We start from the raw sequence: 19036 nt of genomic DNA, 5'->3' as shown, positions 1-19036 counted from the left end.
GCTCGCGGCGATGCAACCCAGCAGACTGAGCGGAACGCGCGCCTTCATGGCGAAGATGATCCGCGAGCGCTGGGACATCTCGCTGGAGCGCTTCGACATAAACGCGGATGCAGAGGGTACGGTCGTCTATTCGATCAAGGCACCGGGGCAGGAGTTCAGTTTCATTGCCTTCTCCTACCCGCCGCGCCCCGAGGGGCGCACCGGCCGCATCATCGGCCGAGCGTGGGACATGAAGGGGACGCTGAACGAAGGACCGGCGACCGAAGCAGACATCGAGCGCGCACGCGTCCACCTTCCACTGCTGTATCGCGGACGTGCGACGCCGAATGCGCTCGTCTGGTGTCGGTCGAACCGGTCGATGCGGGCGTTCAACGCGACGCTCGACGCGCTGGCCGAGGGGCGGCAGCCCGAGATCGGCGAGCTCAATACCGTTTGCTACTTGATGCGCAACACGGGGCTGGACGGCAATGGCACATTCGGCACACGGTCCTTCCCGTCGCTTGGACTAGATCACGCGCTGGGCGGTGTCCTTGAGGCGCAGCTGCTGGTCGCCTACCTGATGCGCGAATTCTCCTGCGATCTGGTCGAGCATCTGGCGCGGCTGCGCTCGGAAAAGGCGGTGGCACTGGATCCGGCTCTGCGCCGCTATCTTGGCGTCGGGAATGGATCGGCGCTTGGTCTGATCTTCTTTGTGCAGAAGCATCCGCGGCTGGTGAATTCGTGGATATCGGCGCGCGAACAGGCCATTGCGGCCGCCTGCGGGCTGGAGCCCGTACCGGGCGACCCGCGGATCGCGGACCTGGTCGGGCTGGTACGACGCGCGAGCACGTTCCGGGCACAGGACCGCATGGTCTATGAGACGTTCACGTCAAGCGCCGAGGTCGCGGCCGACCTGCGTGGGCTGCTGCCGCCGCTGGAAGAACTGCGCGACGCGGGCACGGTCGACGGCCGGGCCGAGCGTTTTCCGTTCGACGCGCTGGCGCGCCGGGCCGAGGCCACGATGGCGCCGGAAAGCTACGAAACCTTCCTGTCGCTGCTGATCGAGCTTGTCCCCGATACGGCTCAGGCCCTGTCGGCAGAAATCGGCGGCGCGGACGAGATTTCCGTTGATCCGGCGATGACGGCCGCCGAACTCGCCGCGCTGATCGACGCAGAATACGGCTGGGCGTTGGAGATGGACATGTCTGCGCCCGACGCTCAGGACTACATCTGGTACAAATCCGAGACCGCCGAAGAGCCGCGCCGCGGCCTGCGGCACGAGGCGCCGGAGGCACGCGATCTCGGTCTCGACCTGCCCGGGGACATCCAGCGGCTGCGCGCCGACTTGGCGTCGGCGCCGGCCGACCAGCCGATGGCGCATTTCCTGCTGATGCATCCGGCGCACCGCCTGATGGTGGCACGGACGCAGTCGCTGGCCGGCACCCGTTTCCACACACCGCATGCCAACATCAACGCGGCCGGTTTTGTGCCGATCGACATCGTGCGGCTGATGAACGTGACGTTTCACGGAATCGACAAGACCCGCGATTTTCTGCAGCGCAACCTGCGCGGCGTCCTGTACCACGGTGCGCCCACCCGCGATGACATCCGCGCAGGGCGCGGCGACCGCTGGTTTTATCCCGAGGAGCCCCGGCAATGAGCGAGGCCGAGACGCTGCGCGTGATGCCGCGCGAAATGCGGATGATGAGCGAGCGCATCCTGTCGCTGACAGCGCTGCCCAAGGGATTTGCCCTGATGGCGAGCGACGTCGTGATGTATTCGGAGGCGATGGGGCTGGGCGGCTTCGCCCTGCTTCTGGAGCGCCTGGAGGCGTTGGAGACCGCCGATCCGTCGCGGATCGCGCTTGACGGGACGCGGCTCGACGCGAGCGGGCAGCACGCGTGGGTCGCTATTCCGTCACTGATCGACCTTCTGGGGCTGGCGGCGGCGCGCGACGGGACGGCGCGGATCGAGGTCGCGAACGCGGCGGCTTCGAACGAGTTGCGCATCGCGGAAGGGCTGGGGGCCCGCGAAGGGCTGGCCGTGACCGTGGAAAGAACCATCGTGACGGCGACGCCGGGGGGGGGCGGCGACCGGATCCTGGACCGCGTGATGCGGGACGGCTGTGCGATGCCGGCGGAGTTATGGTGGCGGGTCTACGACCTGGCGCAAACCGCGCTCACCCCCGATTCCGTGGTCTCCCGCCGCCATGCCGGCCCGGTCATCGTGACCGAGGACGGCAAGGTCATCGGGCGCAAGGACAACGACGACGACACCGACGTGAGCTTCATCGGTTCGGTCGAGAAAAGGAAGACGCAGGGTAAGACGGCATGACCAATATCATCGACGGGCTGCAATGCGGCCATTTCGACCGCGACAGCTTCACCGCGCTGCAGTCGGCCGGGCTGAGCGGCGTGGTCGTGACCTGCGGCTTCTGGGAAGGAACGGTCGAGAGCCTGGATAGCCTGGGCCGCTGGCGCGACCTGATCGCCGAGAATTCCGATGTCACGACCATCGCGCTGACGCCAGACGACATCGTGCAGGCAGGCCGGGACGGCAAGGTCGCCGCGATTCTGGGCTACCAGAACGCCAACCTGTTCGAGGGGCGTATCCGGTTCGTCGAGCTGTTCGCCGAGCTTGGCGTGCGCGTCGTGCAGTTGACTTACAACAACCAGAACGAACTGGCGGGGTCCTGCTACGAGGCCGAGGATTCCGGCCTGGCCAGGTTCGGCAGGGAAGTGATCCTGGAGATGAACCGCGCCGGGATGCTGGTGGATTGCAGCCATGTCGGCAACCGGTCCACGCTCGACGCGATCGAGGCGAGCGAGAAGCCCATCGCGGTCACTCACGCCAATGCCGACAGCCTGTTTGCGCACAAGCGCAACAAGACGGACGACGTGCTGCGCGCGCTGGGCGAGACCGGCGGCGTGATCGGCTGCGCCGCTTACCGCAACATCACCGGCGACCACTACTGCAAGAGCATCGAGAACTGGTGCGAGATGGTGGCCCGCACGGTCGAGATCGCGGGCATCGACAGCGTCGCCATCGGCACCGACCGCAGCCACAACTTCACGGCGCCGGACTATGCCTGGATGCGCATGGGGCGCTGGACGCGCGGCATCGACTATGGCGCCGCCTCGGCCGCGCGACCGGGCAAGGCGCCACCGCCGGATTGGTTCCTGACGCTTCAGGACATGGACAAGATACCCAACGGCCTCCGCAGCGTGGGCTTCTCGGAAGAAGAGGTCGAAAAAATCGCCCACGGCAACTGGTTGCGCCTATACCGCGCCACCTTCCGCAACTCCGACAGCTGAGAGGAAAACCGATGACAGCCAAGCAAAGAAGCATGCTCGTGCGGCCAAGCCGCCGGCGATTCCTGCAGGGTACCGCGGCCGCAGCCGCGACCACCCTTGCAACGCCGCACATCGCCCGCGCACAAAATACCGAACTCTACATCAACTCCTGGGGCGGGCCTTGGTTGGAAGCGGCCACGGCCAACCTGTTCGATCCGTTCACGGAAGAGACGGGCATCAAGATCAACACGGTTTCGCCCGTGTCCTTCGCCAAGCTGGCACAGCAGGTGCGCACCGGTGTCTACGAGTTCGACGTGACCACGCTGGGCGGCGGCGACATCGTGCGTGCGAACGAAGCCGGGCTTCTGGAGGACATCGAGCCGCCCTATGAAGGCGCCCTGTTCCAGAACGGTGCTGCGAGCCATGCCTTCGCGACCAAGCTGGCATGGCGCACGGACGCAGGCTGGGACGGCACGCCACAGAATTGGGCCGATTTCTGGGATGTCGAACGCTTCCCCGGCTCGCGTTCCCTGCAGCGCTATGCCGCGCGCGTCCTTCCGATCGCACTCCTGGCCGACGGTGTGCCGATGGACGAACTCTATCCGCTCGACATCGAACGGGCCTTCGCGAAACTGGACGAGATCAAGCCGCACATCCGTGTGTGGTGGACCGGCGGATCACAGTCCACGCAGCTTCTGCGCGATGGCGAGGTCGACATGATCGGCATCTGGCACGGCCGTTACTACGAGGCGCTGGATGCTGGCGCACCGGTTGCCGCGACCTGGAACCAGGCCGAGATCGACCGCGCGTACTGGGTCGTGGCGAAGGATACGCCGAACATGGAAGCGGCCAAGCAGTTCGTGGAGTTCGCCACTTCGCCAAAGCCGCTGGCAGGCTTCGTCACCCAGGGCAACTATGGCGCGCTTAACCCGGCGGCAAACGAGTTCATCCCGGACTCCGCCTTGCCGCGGATGCCGACATCACCCCAGAACTACCCGCTTACCTTCGAGCAGGACATGGCGAACTGGGGCGGCGATCCGCACGAGGTGTCGATGCGCTTCGACGAATGGCTCGCGACCTGAGCTGATCCGGTCCGGGCCGCTTCCGGTTCGGACCCGTGACGCCCACCACTCGCAAAGACCCGGAGACGACCGGACGGCCGGTTCGACTCCGGGCATCGTTCAGGCTGCGACGAAAGGACGTTGCCGGATGGCTGTGACCGTTTCCAATCTCGCCGGACGCAAGAACCTCTGGCCATGGCTGCTGCTCGCGCCGTTGGCGCTGTATCTCGCGCTGTTCTTCCTCGTGCCGCTCGGCCAGGTCGCTATGATGAGCGTCACGGAACCGCGCGTCGGCCTGGACAACTACGAAAAGGTGCTGACCGGCACGCTCTATCGGCGCGTCTTCATCAACACCTTCTTCACGGCCGCGCTGGTGACGGTTTGCTGTCTGCTGGTCGGTTACCCGCTGGCCTACCTGATGAACCACACGACCGAGCGGCGCGCCATGGCGATCCTGCTGTTGATCACCATGAGCTTCTGGACATCGTTCCTGGTGCGCACATACGCCTGGATGGTCCTTCTGGGCAACAACGGGCCGGTCATCTGGCTGCTGGCGACGATCGGTTTCGCGGATCCACCGGGAATTCTATTCACGCGGTTCTCGTCGACTCTGGCGATGGTACACATCCTCGCGCCCTACATGATCATGAACATCTACTCGGTCATGAAGAAGATCGATCCCGCGCTGATCCGCTCGGCCGAAAGCATGGGGGCCTACGGCACGTCGCTCTTCCGCCATGTCTATCTGCCGTTGACCGCGCCCGGCATCGCCAACGGCTCGGTGCTGGTCTTCGTGATCTGCCTCGGCTTCTACGTCACGCCCGTGCTGCTGGGTTCGCCCACCGAGCAGATGGCCGCCGGCCTGATCGGCCACCAGATCGAGCAGTTCCTGGCCTTCGGGCTGGGCTCGGCCATGGCCATTGTCCTGCTGATCGTCACGCTGATCGTGCTGTGGATCTATTCCCGCCGCTTTGGCCTCGACCGTCTCTACGGATAGGAGAAGACCGTCATGGACCGCCTCATGCGCTGGATCGGGATCGGCATCGTCATCTTCATCGCCGCGCCGCTAGTGATCGTGGTGCCGATGTCGTTTTCCACCGCCGCCTCGCTGCAATTCCCGCCGCCGGGGTTCTCCTTCGGCTACTACGTGCAGTATTTCAACGATCCGACCTGGTTACGGCCGACCTTCAACTCGCTATTCATCGGGGCGATGACCACGATCCTGACGATGGCGCTGGTCGTACCGGCCACCTTTGCGCTGGTGCGGCACAAGTTCTGGGGAAAGGGGGTCGCCAACCTGATGATGATGATGCCCATGGCGGTGCCGCACATCGTCATGGCGGTTGGCTACTACTCCTATTTCGGGTCGCTGCGGCTGGTGCATTCGCATCTCGGCGTGGTGTTGGCCCATACCTGCCTTTCGGTGCCCATTACCTTTCTGGTGCTGTCGGCCAATCTGAAGGGGTTCGACCGCACGCTGGAACGCGCCGCTCGCAGCCTGGGTGCGACGCCGCGCCAGACCTTCTGGTACATCACCCTGCCTATTCTGCGGCCGGGGCTGATGATCTCTGCACTTTTTGCTTTCATCCAGTCGTTCGACGAGACAGTCGTCGCCATCTTCATCTCCGGCCGCGATGCGGAAACCCTGCCGCGGCGGATGTTCGACTCGATCCGGCAAGAGGCCGACCCGGTCATTGCCGTGATCTCCACACTTCTGTTCCTCGCCGTCTTTCTCGGACTGATCGCGCCGCATGTGCTTCGGATGGTGCGCAGGTCGCTGGTGCGGGTGCCTCTGCCCAAGCCCAAGAAGATGGCGGCCCAGCATCGGGAGGCCGCATGAAGCCCTATCTTCAGCTTTCGGGCGTCAACAAGGCGTTCGGCGATTTCGTCGCGCTCGACGACATCAACCTGGACGTCGAGAAGGGCGAGTTCGTCACCTTCCTCGGGCCGTCCGGGTCAGGCAAGACGACAACGCTGATGATCATAGCCGGTTTCGAGGACGCGACCCACGGCGCCATCACCATCGAGGGCCAGTCGCTTGCGGGGCTTGCCCCGCAGGAGCGCAATATCGGCATCGTCTTTCAGAACTACGCGCTCTTCCCCCACAAGACCGCCGAAGAGAACGTCTTTTTTCCGCTGCAGATGCGAGGCGTGAAGAAGGCCGAGGGTTTGAGGAAAGCGGCCGAGATGCTGGAACTTGTCGGGCTCGAAGGGTTTGCCCACCGCTACCCCAAGGAGCTTTCGGGCGGCCAGCAGCAGCGGGTCGCATTGGCCCGCGCACTGGTATTTGAGCCCGACCTCTTGCTCCTTGACGAGCCGCTCGGCGCGCTGGACAAGAACCTGCGCGAGGCCATGCAGATCGAAATCAAGCGGATCCAGAAACGGCTGGGCGTCACCACGATCTTCGTTACCCACGACCAAACCGAGGCAATGTCGATGTCCGACCGCATCGTTGTATTCTCAGACGGAACGATCGAACAGGCCGCGCCGCCGCTCGACGTCTACCATAAGCCGACAACCCGTTTCGTTGCCGACTTCATCGGAGAAAGCAATCTGCTGGACGCCACGATCCGGAGCGCCGATGAAGGGCTCGCGGACTGCCCCATTCTGGGCCAGGTAGCCTACCGGACCGAAGGTCAACCGCGCCTTCACGACGGCCAGGAGGTGGCACTGCTGATCCGTCCTGAGCATCTTAAGCTTTCGCGGAAGCCGCTTGAGGAGTGCCGGCATGCGTCGATGACAGTGGAGACCATCGTCAACTACGGCGACAATGCGCTGGTGATCGGCCGCAAGGACACCGCACAGATCCGTGTTCGCGTGCCGGGCGCCGATGTGGTGACCCTTGAGGAGGGCGACGAGTGCCACGTCAACTGGACTGACCATGCGGTGTTCGTCCTGGAACACTGAGCATGTCGGCCGGTTGGGTGGTGTCAGAAGGAAACTCGTTGAGTCGGGCAGGGGGCAGTGTCAAAGGAACCCGGCTTGAGGCGGGGCAGGGGCGTCGGTAGCGTCCGGCCATGACCCGACGCTGTCCATTCAAGTACTTCAAGACGTCGCGCGGGCACTGTCACGTTAACCGGGTGGTGATCAAGGCGGTGTGTGGGCAACGTTGTCTATGCGCCCCCTCACCTATGCTCGCCACCGGTTTCCACCAGCGATCATCCAGCACGCCGTCTGGCTCCATTTCCGGTTCGCGCTGAGCTATCGCGACGTTGAGGACATGCTCGCCGAACGCGGCATCGACGTGTCTTACGAAACCGTCCGGCGTTGGGTCCACAAGATCGGCGGCATCTATGCCGAGCGGGTCCGTCAGCGCCGACCAAGACCTTCGGATCGATGGCACCTCGATGAGGTCTTCCTCAAGATCGACGGCAAGACCGTCTATCTCAGGCGCGCCGTGGACGACGAAGGCGAGGTACTCGACATCCTGGTTCAGTCAAAGCGGGACCGGAAAGCCGCATTGAAATTGCAGCGAAAACTCCTGAAACGGCAGGGCTATGTCCCGAATGCCATCGTCACCGACCGTCGTCGGTCCTATGGCGCCGCACTGCGTGAGTTGGGTTTGCACGACCGGCACGTGACTGGCGGACGCTCGAACAACCGAGCGGAGGTTTCACATCAGCCAACCCGACGCCGAGAGCGACAACAGATCCGCTTCAAGTCACCCGGCGCCGCACAGCGCTTCCTCGCCTCCCACGCCGCAATCTCCAATCACTTCAACCTCCAGCGTCATTTGATCTCCCGCAGAACGCTGAAGGTGTTCCGCTCCACGGCAATGGCGGATTGGCGCGAGATCGTGGCTGCCTGACGTCGGATCGACAGGCTCCGCCCGCCACCGCGACTTAACTTGACAATGCCCCCATTGCGCTTCGCGGCTGATTCCACCGGGTCCATATACGTCCACACATGCCAGCACCATACCGGCGGCTGGACATTGTCCTTGGGCGAGATCGCCGATATGGTCTTGAAAAGGTCCCGGACGACGAAAATTCCTTCGAGGCCGAGACCGGGGACAGCTCCCATTGTGTAGCCTGCCGTTTCGGAAACAACTGCCTGCGCGAGGAGTTCGGCACCCATTATCCGCCTTATGAGGTGTGCGTGGCGCTATTGATCGAGACCGTCCGACGCGGCGGCGACATTTAGTGGAGCGGTCGCCCGTCTGGCATGCTCCTCAGGTTCTTTGGGCGCGCCAATCCGCGAGCGTTCGCGGCATCGTCTTCATGTGCTTGTCTACTCTGTTCGCGACCATGATGCACGGCCTCGTGCGCGTCGTCGGGCAAGACCTGCCCGCCTTTGAAGTTGCTTTTTTCCGCAACCTGTTCGGACTGCTGATTCTGTCCCCGCTGCTGTGGCAATCCCGGTTCCGGGTCCTCCGAACAGAGCGGGTTGGCCTGCACGCTCTGCGGGGTCTTGCGAACGTTTTGGCGATGTTTCTTTTCTTCTCCAGCCTGACAATGATCCCGCTAGCCCGGGTCAGCGCGCTGAATTTCACAGCCCCGATCTTCATGGCGCTGATGAGCATCGTATTTCTGGGCGAGCGCTTTCGCTTCTACCGCTGGGCCGCGATCTTCGCCGGTTTCGCTGGAGTGCTGATCATTCTGCGTCCCGGCTTCGACGTGATTGACGCCGGCTCGCTGCTAGTTGTCGCTTCTGCAGCCTTCTGGGCAGTGGCGATGGTGTTCATCAAGATGCTTTCGCGCACGGAATCCAGCCTGACAATCGTCGCCTGGATGGGGATTACTATGTGTCTGTTCTCGTTCGGCCCTGCGCTTTGGGTCTGGCAGACGCCGACACTGGAGCAATTGTTGCTTTTGATGCTGGTCGGTTTCTGCGGGACGGTGGCGCAGATGGCGATAAGCCAGTCGCTGAAAGTGGCCGATCCGACAGCGGTTCTGCCATTCGACTTTCTCAAGCTGATCTGGGCGACCCTGATTGGCGTACTATTCTTTGCCGAGGTTCCGGATGCTTTCACCTGGATCGGCGCTGCGGTGATCTTCTCCTCGGGCCTGGCAATCGCATTCCGGGAGAAGCGCCTGAGCAAGCCAAGCATGCCGCCTCCCAGATTCTAAAAGCCCCTAACCGCTGCAGGTGAAGAAGGACGACCGCAGAAGCGACCTTAGGGCGGCCGGTGTTGCGATCTTGTCCGCACTGGCGGCCCGGCCCGTGACGTTACACGTCGATGGTCGCCCCGCTCACACCCCGACAATGTGCGGAATTTCCACCACACCCTCGGATACCAACGTTCGGAGAAGCGGTCCAAGCCGCAAGAGACGCTAAAATCGACCATTGCTGATCTGGCGGGCAAGGCCGCGTTCCGCTGCACATAATGTGGGCGAAGTATGGCCCGCGTGGGCCGGAATTCGGTTGTGCCTTTCCTTCGCGGCAAATGTGTTTTATATAGAGGACACTATTCCTGATGCAGAACAGAGGAACGTCCCTATGCTTAACCCACGCCTCAATCGCCGTGCGTTGCTGCGCAATATCGGAGCTGCGAGTGCCGCCACCATGCTGCCGGGCTTGGGTCGTGCCCAAGGCAATGCGCCAGAAGTGACGTCTGTCGAGATCATCAGCGTTCGCGACCCTCAGCACTCGGGCCAGCTTGCGCTTGCTCTTGAGTACGGCTTTTTCGAAGACGAAGGGCTGGACGTGTCGCCCAACTACACTGTTAACGGCCCGGACCTTCCGAGCCTGGCCGCAAGCGGACGGGTCAAGGTCCTGTTTGCGGCGATGGAGCAGGTGGCATCCCTGCGACTGCGCGATCTGGATTTCCGCTGGGTGATGAAGCTGTCGGACATCTCGAACACCCAGGGCGTTGTGGTCGGCAACAATTCCGGTATCGAAGCGCCCGCCGACCTGGAGGGCAAGCGCATCGGCATGTACGCCGGCGCCTCGGTCGAGCTTGCGATCGAGAACATGTGCGAGGAATACGGCGTCGACTTTTCCTCGCTTGAATTCGTCAATATGGAGCCGCCGGAGCAGGCGATCGCGCTGATGCAGGGTGATATCGACGTCATGGCCTGCTGGGAGCCTTATGTCACCAATGCGGCGCGCAGCGGCGGCCGGCTGTATTTTACCGGCAGCAAGTCCTACATCGAGACGCCCGAAGACCCGACGGACGTGAACTGGCTGTACCTCGCCACGGGGCTGACGACGTCGGGCGATTTCCTGGCCGAAGCGCCCAACACTCTGAAGGCCATGATGCGGGCGATGATGCGGGCCAACGAGATCATCATCAATGACCCGGCGGCGGCGGTCGATCCGATTGCCAAGGGGCTTGGCATTCCGACCGATGGTCTTGAGGGTATCCTGCGGGCCAATGACTACCGCCCGGATCTCGACCAGCGGCTGGCCACGGGATATCCGGATTACATCCACTGGGCGGTCGAGCGCGGGTTCCTGAACGAATTCGTGCCGCTCGACGAGATTGTGGACACGTCGCTGCTGGCCGAGGTTGCGCCGGATTCGGTGAAGATCTGAGGCGGTTATGACGGCACAGATTTCCATCCAGGGACTCACCAAGACGTTCCCGGGACGGAACGAGAGCGCGGCGTTCACCGCGCTCTCGGGCATCTCCCTGGACATCCCGGCCAACGAGTTCGTCTGTCTTTTGGGGCCGAGCGGCTGCGGCAAGTCAACGCTGCTGGGGCTGATCGCCGGGCATGAACAGCCGACGGATGGCGCGGTTGTGGTCGGCGGCACGCGCGTCACGGGACCGGCCGCTCAGCGCGGCATGGTGTTTCAGCAATACGCGCTGTTCCCGTGGTACACGGTGGAGGACAACGTGCGGCTGGGGCTGAAGGTGCAGGGCCTGTCCGCGCGCGAACAGATGGAGCGGACCGAGCGCATGCTGCGCGCGGTGCATCTGTGGGACCATCGCAGGAAGTTTCCGCGCGAGCTGTCCGGGGGCATGAAGCAGCGCGCGGCGATCGCCCGGACGCTGGCAATCGACCCCGACGTCCTGCTGATGGACGAGCCCTTCGGCGCGCTGGACGAGCAGACGCGCAACCGGCTTCAGGACGAGCTGCTGTCGATCTGGCAGGGCAGCCGCCGGACCGTCGTCTTCGTGACCCACAGCGTGCAGGAGGCGGTGACGCTGGCCGACCGCGTCGTCGTCATGGCCCACGACAAGGGGCGGATCGTCGCGGAACTGCCCGTTTCCCTTCCCCGACCGCGCGACCGGATGAGCGTGGAGTTCGTGGAGGCCGAGCGCGAAGTAAGCGCCTGCCTGAAGCGGGCCGAGTCATCCAACGCGCCCAACGTGATTGCATGACCCGGAAGGATGACATGGTATCGACAACCGAAACCCCGCTGATCCCGCGCGGCCCGCGCCTGCGCGCCGCGCGCATTCCGCCCAAGGCGATCACGCTGATCGCGGTCATCGCCGCGTGGCAGGCGCTGGCCGTTTTGAACGATCACTGGGCGTTCTACAACGCCACACTCGTCCCGTCGCCGAGCGGCATCGTCATCGCGGTGATCACTCTGTGGCAGGAGGGCACGCTCTGGACCCACCTGTCGGCGTCGTGCCTGAGGGTGCTGCGCGGCATGGGGCTGGCCATCCCGATGGCGGTAATCATGGCCTACGTCGTGGCCTCGTTGAGATGGGCGGAGATCGTTTTCGACCCAATCATCGAGTTTGTCCGCCCTGTCCCGAGCCTGGCGTTGCTGCCGATCTTTATCGTGTGGTTCGGTATCGGCGAGCTTACGAAGACGATCTTCATCACCTACAGCGCGTTCTTTATCATCTTCATCGCCACGCTCGAAGCGATCCGCGACGTCGATCCGGTGTTGCGCCGCGCGGCGGGCAGCATGGGCATGTCCGCCCGGCAAATGGCCTATCACGTCACCTTCAAGTCGGTGCTGCCGCAGATCATGGTGTCGATCCGCCTGGCGCTGGCCACCTCGTGGTTCGTGATCGTCGGGGCGGAGTTCCTCGCCGCGAACGAGGGGCTCGGCTATCTCATCAACTTCTCGCGGGTGTGGTTCAAGATCGACACGATGATGGCCGCGGCGGCGATGATCGGCCTGCTCGGCCTTGCCAGCAACTACCTGCTTCTCGCTCTCGAACGCCGCCTTTTCGCGTGGCGCGAGCGTTGACACGATTCCAAGGACATCCTGATGACATTCGACTACTCCGCCTATATCCCGCCCGCGCATGTCGGCCCCGGCCCCCGAAGGGACTTCGTCGGCTACGGCCGAAAGGGGCTGAAGATCACCTGGCCCGATGGCAAGAAGGTCGCACTTGCGCTGGTGGTCAATTTCGAGACCGGGGCCGAGAGTTCCTGGGCCAACGGCGATCGGCGCAACGACCGGATCTTCGAGTTTCCCTACGACCTGGAACCGCAGCATCGCGACCTCGCGACCGAGGCGGTTTCGGAATACGGCGGCCGCGCCGGCGTCTGGCGCATTCAGCGGATGCTCGATGCGCTGGGCGTGAAATGTACGTTTTCAAGCTGCGCACTCGCGCTCTACCGAAATCCGGAAGTCGGCGCCTATATCCGCGAGGCCGGGCACGAGGGGGCATCGCACGGCTTCCGCTGGGAAGAGGTCTGGAAGATGTCGCGGCCAGAGGAGATGGCCCGCATCCGCGCGGCGGTTGAGATCATCCGCGAGACCTGCGGCGAGCGGCCCATCGGCTGGCAGACCCGGCACAGCGGCTCGGTCAACACGCGCGAGCTGCTGGTCGAGGAAGGCGGCTTTCTCTACGATTGCGATTCCACCGCGGACGATTTGCCGTTCTATGTCGACGTGAACGGCACCGATCACCTCGTGCTGCCGTATTCCAGCACCTATAACGATCACCGGTTCATCATCGGCCAGGGCTATTCGAAGCCGCAGGACTTCTTCGACTATTGCCGGGAGGGTATCGATTATCTTCGGATGGAAGGCGCGACGCGGCCCAAGATGATGACCATCGGCATCCACGCACACTGGATGGGGCAGGCGGCGCGGACAGCGGCGCTACACCGTTTCCTCGAATACTGCCTGGACTGCGGCGACGTCTGGATCGCGCGTCGTCGTGACATCGCCGAATGGTTCGATGCCAATCATGCTTCCTTCGTCGCGGCGACACGGGACGAACACGCGGCATGAGCAAAGATACGGATGGGCGGCCGGTCGCGCTTGTTACCGGTCACACGGGGTTCATCGGGCGCGCCCTCCTGCAGGAGCTGCCGAGGCTGGGGTGGCACGCGCGGGGCCTGACCGACGCACAGGGCGCCGCGATCGACCTGCGCGACGCGGATACCGTGGCCGAGGCTGTGGATTGGCTCCGCCCCGATGCCATCCTTCACATGGGCGGCGTCTCCGGCCCGATGCAATATGCCGGCGAGTCCGCCGCCGTGTTGCGCGTGAATATCGAGGGGACGCAGGGCCTGCTGGACGCTGCCGCGCGCGTCGGCACGCGGCGCGTGATCGTTGCGGGCTCTGTCGCGGGGTATGCGACGCGCGGCCCGTCGGGGCCCGAGCCCGACAGCATCTATGGGCTGACCAAGCGGGTGGCCGAGCTGCAGGCGCATCTCTGGGCACGGCAGACGGGCGGGGCGGCGACGGTCCTGCGGATCGGCTCGGTCTATGGACCGGGGCGCAGGTCAGCCAACCCGATGCACCAGATGGTCGAGGAGGCGCTGCGCGACGGGCGCATCCGCGTGGCGCCGCACGTCATGGAGCCCTGTATCGAGATTTCCACCTGCGCCGCTCTGACCGCGCGGCTCGTCCGGGTCGAGGGGCTGCGCCCGCGCTACGACGTTGTGACGGACCGTCCGCGCTCCGAGGAGGTGGCGGACATCGTCGCCGAGCTGACCGGCGCGACGGTACAGTGTCTGTCCGGGGGCGACGACGGGGCCGGCCGCCCGGAATTTCCGGAACGGTTCGACGCCGCGCCGCTGTTCGAGGATACCGGCGTCACTTCGGCCGTGTCGCTGCGGACCGGCCTGCGCCGGCTGGTCGACGCTTTCACCCCGGCAGCCTGAAAGGAGCGGGACGATGCAGATCGAAGGTAAGCGTGCGCTGATCACCGGAGCCGCCGGAGGCATTGGCCGTGCCATCGCGGCGCTCTATCTCCGAAGTGGCGCACGGCTGTTCCTTGTCGACCGCGATGCGGCGCGGCTCGACGACGTGATCGGCGCGCTGGCGGCCGAGGCGCCGGGCCGGGTCGATGGATGTGCGCTGGACGTGACGGAGGAAGACGCGGTGCACCGGATGGTTTCGGCAGCGCAAGAGTCCCTTGGCGGGATCGACGTGCTGGTAACCTCCTCCGGCGCGATATCCGAGACCGAGATCGAGGACATGCCGCTGTCGGAATGGCGCACGATCCTGGGGGCCAATCTGGACGCGGTGTTCCTTGCGTGCCGGGCGGTTCTACCGATTATGAAGCGGCAGGGCGCGGGGCGGATCATCACGATTTCAAGCCAGATCGGCCAGCGGGGCGCGCCGCGCTTCACCCACTACGCCGCCGCGAAGGCCGGCGTGATTGGCTTCAGCAAGGCGCTGGCGCGCGAGGCCGCGCCCTTTGGCGTCCTGGTCAATTCCATCGCACCCGGCCCGGTTCTTACGTCATTTAACAAGAATCTTCGTTCCGAAACGCTCGATGGTACAGCGGCTGCCCTGCCGCTGGGCCGCGCGGCCGAGCCGGAGGAGATAGCCGGCGCCGCTCTCCTGCTCGCCGCGTCGCCGCATGGCGATGTCTTCTTAGGTCAGACCCTTGGCCCGAACTCGGGCGATGTCATGCCATAGCATCTTGTGCTTAAGTCGCCCTTGGGAAATCTGGCGGCAGGACGCTCCCGAAAAGCTCATGAATCTGCGTCACGCTATCCAGAAGCGCCTCTGCAATGCTCTCTTCCTGCGGCGCGACATTCTCCACACGACCGACGCAGTCAAAGATGTACCTGACGCGACCGTCCTGGCCAAAGATCGGCAAGGCGAGCGCCATGATCCCTTCGGTAAACTCGCCGACGCTTCGCGCGTAGCCGCGCGACCGGGTTTCTCGAACGGCCATGCGCGCGTCGTTCGCCCCGGCGGCGGTCCTGGGTGTATAGGCTTTGAGGTTAGCGATGCTAAACCATGAGTCGATTTCGTATTCCCGCTGCCAGGCGAGGTAGGCGCGCATATGCGCGGTCGCGTCGGGCGGAAGCCGGTAGCCCGAGGGATAGGAAATCTCAATGTCGTTTGCGGCACTCACTTGGTCCAGTACGAGGAACGAGTGATCAGCGAGTGGCTCTGACAGCACGCAGGAAATCCCGGTTCGGGCAGTAAATGCCTCCATGTAGGGCCGAAGCGTGGAAGGGCCGAATTGCTGTCGCAGCAGAGACGAGAGATCACGGCTGATCCCGTGGTGCAATTGGTAGGTGTGGGTCACCGGATCGAAGCGCAGCCAGTCGAAATGCGTCAGGGTCTTCAGAAGACCATGGCAATGGCTCTTGCTGATGCCAAGGGCCTGGGCAACCTCCGCCAGTGTAAGGGGCTTCGTGGCCGCGTTGAGACATCGCAATATGCGGATGCCCTTCTGCAGCGCCGGCACGAGGGATCTTTCCGATCCGTCCGCGCGCTCCTGAACATGTCCCTTGAGACGGTGCTGACCGGTCGGTGCCTGTTCAAGACTCTCGAATTGATCTCCGCTTGGCGCGCGGGTTGTCATGGAAGGTCCTCGTTTCCAATTTGGGCCTGCGTTCAGGATACAGAATAGCAGTCTGTATAGGAAGGCATCTGCCGGCAGTGTTAAAGGAAACTCGGGTTGAGACGGGGCAGGGCCGCCGGTAGCGTCCGCCTATGGGCCCGACCCCGCTCATTCAAGGGGCCTTCTGTTCGAGTTTTCCGTGATCCGTACAGAAGTTGCCTTGATCAGTGACGACAACCCGGTTGTTCATGAGCGCCACTTCACGGCCTTTCCCTGATGCACTTGTTAGTAGCCAAACCCGCTGCGGGTCCTTCCTGGCAACAGTGCTCTGCCGCGGGGGGCGCTGAGCCCGGTATTCGATAATATTCGAAAAAGCGCATATGACAGCTTTTAGGTCAGGCGTTGTTACCTATCTGCCCCGGGTTTTGTGCGGAGATACGCAAATGACCCCAATATGTTGTGCCGCACTGCGCAGGGGCGCACAGCCAATCAGGCGCAACGTGCATTTTTGCGGATTCTGTGGGCATAGATGTGCATCCATGCACAGGCTGGCTCGGCAGCCGAATGTGGCGGCAACGGGGCATTGTCCACGGGGAGGAACCACAGCGTTTTTCGGGGGTTTGGCGGCCGTGCCGGGCGGAGATCGCGTTGCCGAGGCTCCGAAAGCCAAGGGGCGCAGCCGCTAGGCCACGCCCCTCTGTGCCGGGTTGGCCCCGGTCGTTATGCCCCGCTCGACAGGGGCCTGGCCGCGGCCCGGGCGTACTCAGGGAGGCAGTCGAGGTACACCGACAGCAGGTCCTCCTCCGCGTCAGGGCCAAGCCGCACCGAGTTCGCGGTGCTGGATTGCCGTTGCCGAGTTCGGAAGAAACCGGCGTGTTCGGGGTTCCGCTCCATCCACAAGCGCGCATAGAGCGCCGTGTAGTTGTTGTTCAGACGAACCTTCTCGCTGCTACGGGTCTCCACGCGGACCTCCCAGCGTAGCCTCTCCCAAAGCGCCTTCGCGCCGAACCCCGTCTCGCCGCTCGCGACGAGCCGCCGCGCGAACCGGTCGAACAGGTCGTAGACATGCGGGTTTTCACGGTGGAACCTCTCGAAATCGGGCGCGATCTGGTCGGTCATGGTGACGTTCCCCCGGGGGCCGCGGCCCGGGCGTACTCGGGGAGGAGATCGAGCCGTCTCCGGTACGCGGACAGAAGCATCTCGCGCTCTTCGGCGCCCTGGCTGTTCGTTGCGTCCTCCACGAGGCGGAGCGCGTCGAGCTGCAGGAGCCGCGATTGCACGAGATCGTCGTCGCTAACTTGGGATGGACGCGGATCGCGTAGAGACCGCGCTTACGATGACGCACGAGGCTTCGAGTGTATTGGTCTGAAGCGTTGCGTCGAACCCGCGTGCAAAGCCGCGTGCGGGACGCATGCTCTTTGTTGGCGACGGTTCGCTAAGCGGGTCCATCCCGCCGTTCCCTGAGCGTGCTCTATTTCCGCAGCGACGACGAACGTCGCCGAAGGTAGGGCGGAAAGTGTGAATTAGCCAAGATGCAGCATGTCACAATAGGAAGCGTCAAAGCAGACCCTGTAGCGGACAAGTGAGTAATCAGAGTGGCATCAAAGCGTGAGCGGCCCAGGGGCTTTGAGATCGCCGATCCAGCGAGACACCACAACCTTGACGTTGTCCCCAATGAAGACGACAGTTTTCATATGGCAGACAGTTACCTACAGCTAGCCGAAGAGGTGCTAAGAGCGCGGGGCAAACCGCTTTCAGCCAAGTTAATTTTGTCGGAAGCTCAGAGATTCGGTTTCATGCCGGAGCATCTTTCTGGCGCAACCATGCATAAAACGCTTCAAGCAAGGATATCCGATGACATAAACATTTTCCAGCAAGACTCAAAGTTCTACCGTGTCGGCGTCGGGACATATTTCCTGCGTGACCTTTCTTCTGACCCTACACTTCCGTGGGCGCTTCGCAAAGAAAAGGAACCACCTGGGCGCACAAAGAGCATAGACACCTGCCGTATTCTCCACAGCAATGAGTTGCCCAAGGACTCCAGATGTTTGGTGGCAACTGATAAGGCTCTTTCTTGGGTGCGTCGTAACAACTCGTTCAAGTACGCTCACAATCGACTTCCGTCCGAAACTCTCGTTGGAACATTTACCATAGTTAGGCAAGGTAATAGGCTACTTCTGCATAATTTTGGAAAGTTTTCGCACTTTTATAGTGAGGAAGTCGCCGAGAATTCGACTATAGGGTTTAGACGATACATTGAGGAGTTTGACGATGATATTTTTAAATCGACAGAATTTGGCGTCGACTTTTCCTCGGCGCGCGAGGTCATTAGAAATATTGCCGTGGGACCAGAAAAAGATTTAATCGATGATCGAAAGATAAGACAAAGCATCAAATTACTGGGCGCTGCATTTGAAGCCATACAGCATTCCATCTTCCTAATAGCTGAAGTCAACTTGGAACAGGTCAGCAACCAAGGCATTTTTCTCAGAGAAAGGAAGGATGTTAGAAACCCAAGATGGCTTTGGATAGATGAAATTGATCTTCATTTGATTGACCCGCTTTCAAGAGCAATACTAGATTCTGGGCTTGTTGAATGAGCTACATTCAAGAAAAGGAGAAGACCGTATTCTTGCATTTCTTAAATCGAGAAGCCTCCGAAGCGACCGGTGTTCTCCGAACCGCCGCACAAGACCTTAGGACTCTCGATGTTCTAACGTTCACGCATTGCAGCAACATGACAGTAAATGTTTCTCAAATGCTTGAATATACAATTGATAGATCGGAACTCGTTCAACCCCTGTCCAAGCTTTGTGCTGCGGGCATTCTTGTAACTACCAGCCATGACAAAAATTTCGGTGAATTTATTTCAAGCCGCCAACAAATGTACGAAAAGGTCGCGCATCGCTACCCGATATACTTCACTGACTCATCGGTTCTTGAGAGATTTTCAATTAGGCAAAAAAACAGCTTCTCTATGACGAATGTGCTTCGCCGAGATAGTCACACGTGAAGAATGGGCAAGCGATTGAGAACGTGTGGTTTTGGCTGCATTTGCAGTATCCGTTTTCGCAAGGTTTCCCGGCTTTTGG

General features: G+C 62.4%; 19 protein-coding genes. 17 read left to right on the top strand and 2 right to left on the bottom strand.

Annotated features, from left to right (window positions below; genetic code table 11):
- Positions 1–46 precede the first annotated feature (46 nt).
- The 15 genes from P1J78_RS15340 (at position 47) to P1J78_RS15270 (ending at position 15064) form a co-directional block, all read left to right on the top strand.
- Positions 47–1639, top strand: coding sequence for a hypothetical protein (locus P1J78_RS15340; RefSeq protein WP_275568254.1), 1593 nt, complete (start codon positions 47–49; stop codon positions 1637–1639).
- Complete coding sequence (locus P1J78_RS15335; RefSeq protein WP_275568253.1) at positions 1636–2313, top strand: hypothetical protein; 678 nt, start codon at positions 1636–1638, stop codon at positions 2311–2313. The genes P1J78_RS15340 and P1J78_RS15335 overlap by 4 nt, the downstream gene beginning before the upstream one ends.
- Complete coding sequence (locus P1J78_RS15330; RefSeq protein WP_275568252.1) at positions 2310–3293, top strand: membrane dipeptidase; 984 nt, start codon at positions 2310–2312, stop codon at positions 3291–3293. Before P1J78_RS15335 ends, P1J78_RS15330 begins: the two co-directional genes overlap by 4 nt.
- Before the next feature lie 11 nt (positions 3294–3304).
- Positions 3305–4354: an ABC transporter substrate-binding protein gene (locus tag P1J78_RS15325; RefSeq protein WP_275568251.1), complete on the top strand. Its 1050-nt coding sequence runs from the start codon at positions 3305–3307 to the stop codon at positions 4352–4354.
- Positions 4355–4481: 127 nt separating this feature from the next.
- On the top strand, positions 4482–5330 hold the full coding sequence (locus P1J78_RS15320) for an ABC transporter permease (protein WP_275568250.1): 849 nt from the start codon (positions 4482–4484) through the stop codon (positions 5328–5330).
- Between the two features lie 12 nt (positions 5331–5342).
- Complete coding sequence (locus tag P1J78_RS15315; RefSeq protein ID WP_275568249.1) at positions 5343–6173, top strand: ABC transporter permease; 831 nt, start codon at positions 5343–5345, stop codon at positions 6171–6173.
- Positions 6170–7240, top strand: coding sequence for an ABC transporter ATP-binding protein (locus P1J78_RS15310; RefSeq protein WP_275568248.1), 1071 nt, complete (start codon positions 6170–6172; stop codon positions 7238–7240). Before P1J78_RS15315 ends, P1J78_RS15310 begins: the two co-directional genes overlap by 4 nt.
- Before the next feature lie 208 nt (positions 7241–7448).
- Positions 7449–8141, top strand: coding sequence for an IS6 family transposase (locus tag P1J78_RS15305; RefSeq protein ID WP_275568247.1), 693 nt, complete (start codon positions 7449–7451; stop codon positions 8139–8141).
- Between the two features lie 286 nt (positions 8142–8427).
- Positions 8428–9402 carry a DMT family transporter gene (locus P1J78_RS15300; protein ID WP_309568134.1) on the top strand — a complete coding sequence of 325 codons (975 nt, stop codon included), beginning with the start codon at positions 8428–8430 and terminating at the stop codon, positions 9400–9402.
- Between the two features lie 370 nt (positions 9403–9772).
- Positions 9773–10810 (top strand): ABC transporter substrate-binding protein, encoded by a 1038-nt coding sequence (locus P1J78_RS15295; RefSeq protein ID WP_275568245.1) that lies wholly within the window; start codon positions 9773–9775, stop codon positions 10808–10810.
- A 7-nt stretch (positions 10811–10817) separates the two neighbouring features.
- On the top strand, positions 10818–11603 hold the full coding sequence (locus P1J78_RS15290; RefSeq protein ID WP_275568244.1) for an ABC transporter ATP-binding protein: 786 nt from the start codon (positions 10818–10820) through the stop codon (positions 11601–11603).
- The gene (locus P1J78_RS15285; protein WP_275568243.1) at positions 11600–12427 is read left to right on the top strand and encodes an ABC transporter permease; all 828 of its coding nucleotides are present in this window, start codon (positions 11600–11602) and stop codon (positions 12425–12427) included. The genes P1J78_RS15290 and P1J78_RS15285 overlap by 4 nt, the downstream gene beginning before the upstream one ends.
- A gap of 21 nt (positions 12428–12448) precedes the next feature.
- The gene (locus P1J78_RS15280) at positions 12449–13423 is read left to right on the top strand and encodes a polysaccharide deacetylase family protein (RefSeq protein WP_275568242.1); all 975 of its coding nucleotides are present in this window, start codon (positions 12449–12451) and stop codon (positions 13421–13423) included.
- Entirely contained in the window at positions 13420–14301 is an 882-nt protein-coding gene (locus P1J78_RS15275) for an NAD-dependent epimerase/dehydratase family protein (protein WP_275568241.1), read from the top strand. The genes P1J78_RS15280 and P1J78_RS15275 overlap by 4 nt, the downstream gene beginning before the upstream one ends.
- Before the next feature lie 13 nt (positions 14302–14314).
- A complete protein-coding gene (locus P1J78_RS15270; RefSeq protein WP_275568240.1) occupies positions 14315–15064 on the top strand; it encodes an SDR family NAD(P)-dependent oxidoreductase in 750 nt (249 codons plus the stop codon).
- Positions 15065–15074: 10 nt separating this feature from the next.
- Here P1J78_RS15270 and P1J78_RS15265 read toward each other — a convergent pair whose 3' ends face one another.
- Together P1J78_RS15265 and P1J78_RS15260 are read right to left on the bottom strand one after the other, a co-directional pair.
- Entirely contained in the window at positions 15075–15965 is an 891-nt protein-coding gene (locus P1J78_RS15265) for an IclR family transcriptional regulator (RefSeq protein ID WP_275568239.1), read from the bottom strand.
- 699 nt (positions 15966–16664) lie between these two features.
- On the bottom strand, positions 16665–17063 hold the full coding sequence (locus tag P1J78_RS15260; protein WP_275568238.1) for a hypothetical protein: 399 nt from the start codon (positions 17061–17063) through the stop codon (positions 16665–16667).
- A 575-nt stretch (positions 17064–17638) separates the two neighbouring features.
- Here P1J78_RS15260 and P1J78_RS15255 point away from each other — a divergent pair.
- Positions 17639–18544, top strand: coding sequence for a winged helix-turn-helix domain-containing protein (locus P1J78_RS15255; protein ID WP_275568237.1), 906 nt, complete (start codon positions 17639–17641; stop codon positions 18542–18544).
- Entirely contained in the window at positions 18541–18957 is a 417-nt protein-coding gene (locus P1J78_RS15250; protein ID WP_275568236.1) for a hypothetical protein, read from the top strand. The genes P1J78_RS15255 and P1J78_RS15250 overlap by 4 nt, the downstream gene beginning before the upstream one ends.
- The last annotated feature ends 79 nt before the right edge of the window (positions 18958–19036 follow it).

The sequence above is a fragment of the Psychromarinibacter sediminicola genome (assembly GCF_029168335.1).
Lineage (GTDB): Bacteria > Pseudomonadota > Alphaproteobacteria > Rhodobacterales > Rhodobacteraceae > Psychromarinibacter > Psychromarinibacter sediminicola.
This window is presented reverse-complemented; position numbering and strand designations above follow the sequence as displayed.

Bases quoted from the DNA above. Each gene is read 5' to 3' on its own strand.
- P1J78_RS15340 (WP_275568254.1), top strand. From the start codon at position 47: ATGGCGAAGATGATCCGCGAGCGCTGGGACATCTCGCTGGAGCGCTTC.
- P1J78_RS15335 (WP_275568253.1), top strand. From the start codon at position 1,636: ATGAGCGAGGCCGAGACGCTGCGCGTGATGCCGCGCGAAATGCGGATG.
- P1J78_RS15330 (WP_275568252.1), top strand. From the start codon at position 2,310: ATGACCAATATCATCGACGGGCTGCAATGCGGCCATTTCGACCGCGAC.
- P1J78_RS15325 (WP_275568251.1), top strand. From the start codon at position 3,305: ATGACAGCCAAGCAAAGAAGCATGCTCGTGCGGCCAAGCCGCCGGCGA.
- P1J78_RS15320 (WP_275568250.1), top strand. From the start codon at position 4,482: ATGGCTGTGACCGTTTCCAATCTCGCCGGACGCAAGAACCTCTGGCCA.
- P1J78_RS15315 (WP_275568249.1), top strand. From the start codon at position 5,343: ATGGACCGCCTCATGCGCTGGATCGGGATCGGCATCGTCATCTTCATC.
- P1J78_RS15310 (WP_275568248.1), top strand. From the start codon at position 6,170: ATGAAGCCCTATCTTCAGCTTTCGGGCGTCAACAAGGCGTTCGGCGAT.
- P1J78_RS15305 (WP_275568247.1), top strand. From the start codon at position 7,449: ATGCGCCCCCTCACCTATGCTCGCCACCGGTTTCCACCAGCGATCATC.
- P1J78_RS15295 (WP_275568245.1), top strand. From the start codon at position 9,773: ATGCTTAACCCACGCCTCAATCGCCGTGCGTTGCTGCGCAATATCGGA.
- P1J78_RS15290 (WP_275568244.1), top strand. From the start codon at position 10,818: ATGACGGCACAGATTTCCATCCAGGGACTCACCAAGACGTTCCCGGGA.
- P1J78_RS15285 (WP_275568243.1), top strand. From the start codon at position 11,600: ATGACCCGGAAGGATGACATGGTATCGACAACCGAAACCCCGCTGATC.
- P1J78_RS15280 (WP_275568242.1), top strand. From the start codon at position 12,449: ATGACATTCGACTACTCCGCCTATATCCCGCCCGCGCATGTCGGCCCC.
- P1J78_RS15275 (WP_275568241.1), top strand. From the start codon at position 13,420: ATGAGCAAAGATACGGATGGGCGGCCGGTCGCGCTTGTTACCGGTCAC.
- P1J78_RS15270 (WP_275568240.1), top strand. From the start codon at position 14,315: ATGCAGATCGAAGGTAAGCGTGCGCTGATCACCGGAGCCGCCGGAGGC.
- P1J78_RS15265 (WP_275568239.1), bottom strand. From the start codon at position 15,965: ATGACAACCCGCGCGCCAAGCGGAGATCAATTCGAGAGTCTTGAACAG.
- P1J78_RS15260 (WP_275568238.1), bottom strand. From the start codon at position 17,063: ATGACCGACCAGATCGCGCCCGATTTCGAGAGGTTCCACCGTGAAAAC.
- P1J78_RS15255 (WP_275568237.1), top strand. From the start codon at position 17,639: ATGGCAGACAGTTACCTACAGCTAGCCGAAGAGGTGCTAAGAGCGCGG.
- P1J78_RS15250 (WP_275568236.1), top strand. From the start codon at position 18,541: ATGAGCTACATTCAAGAAAAGGAGAAGACCGTATTCTTGCATTTCTTA.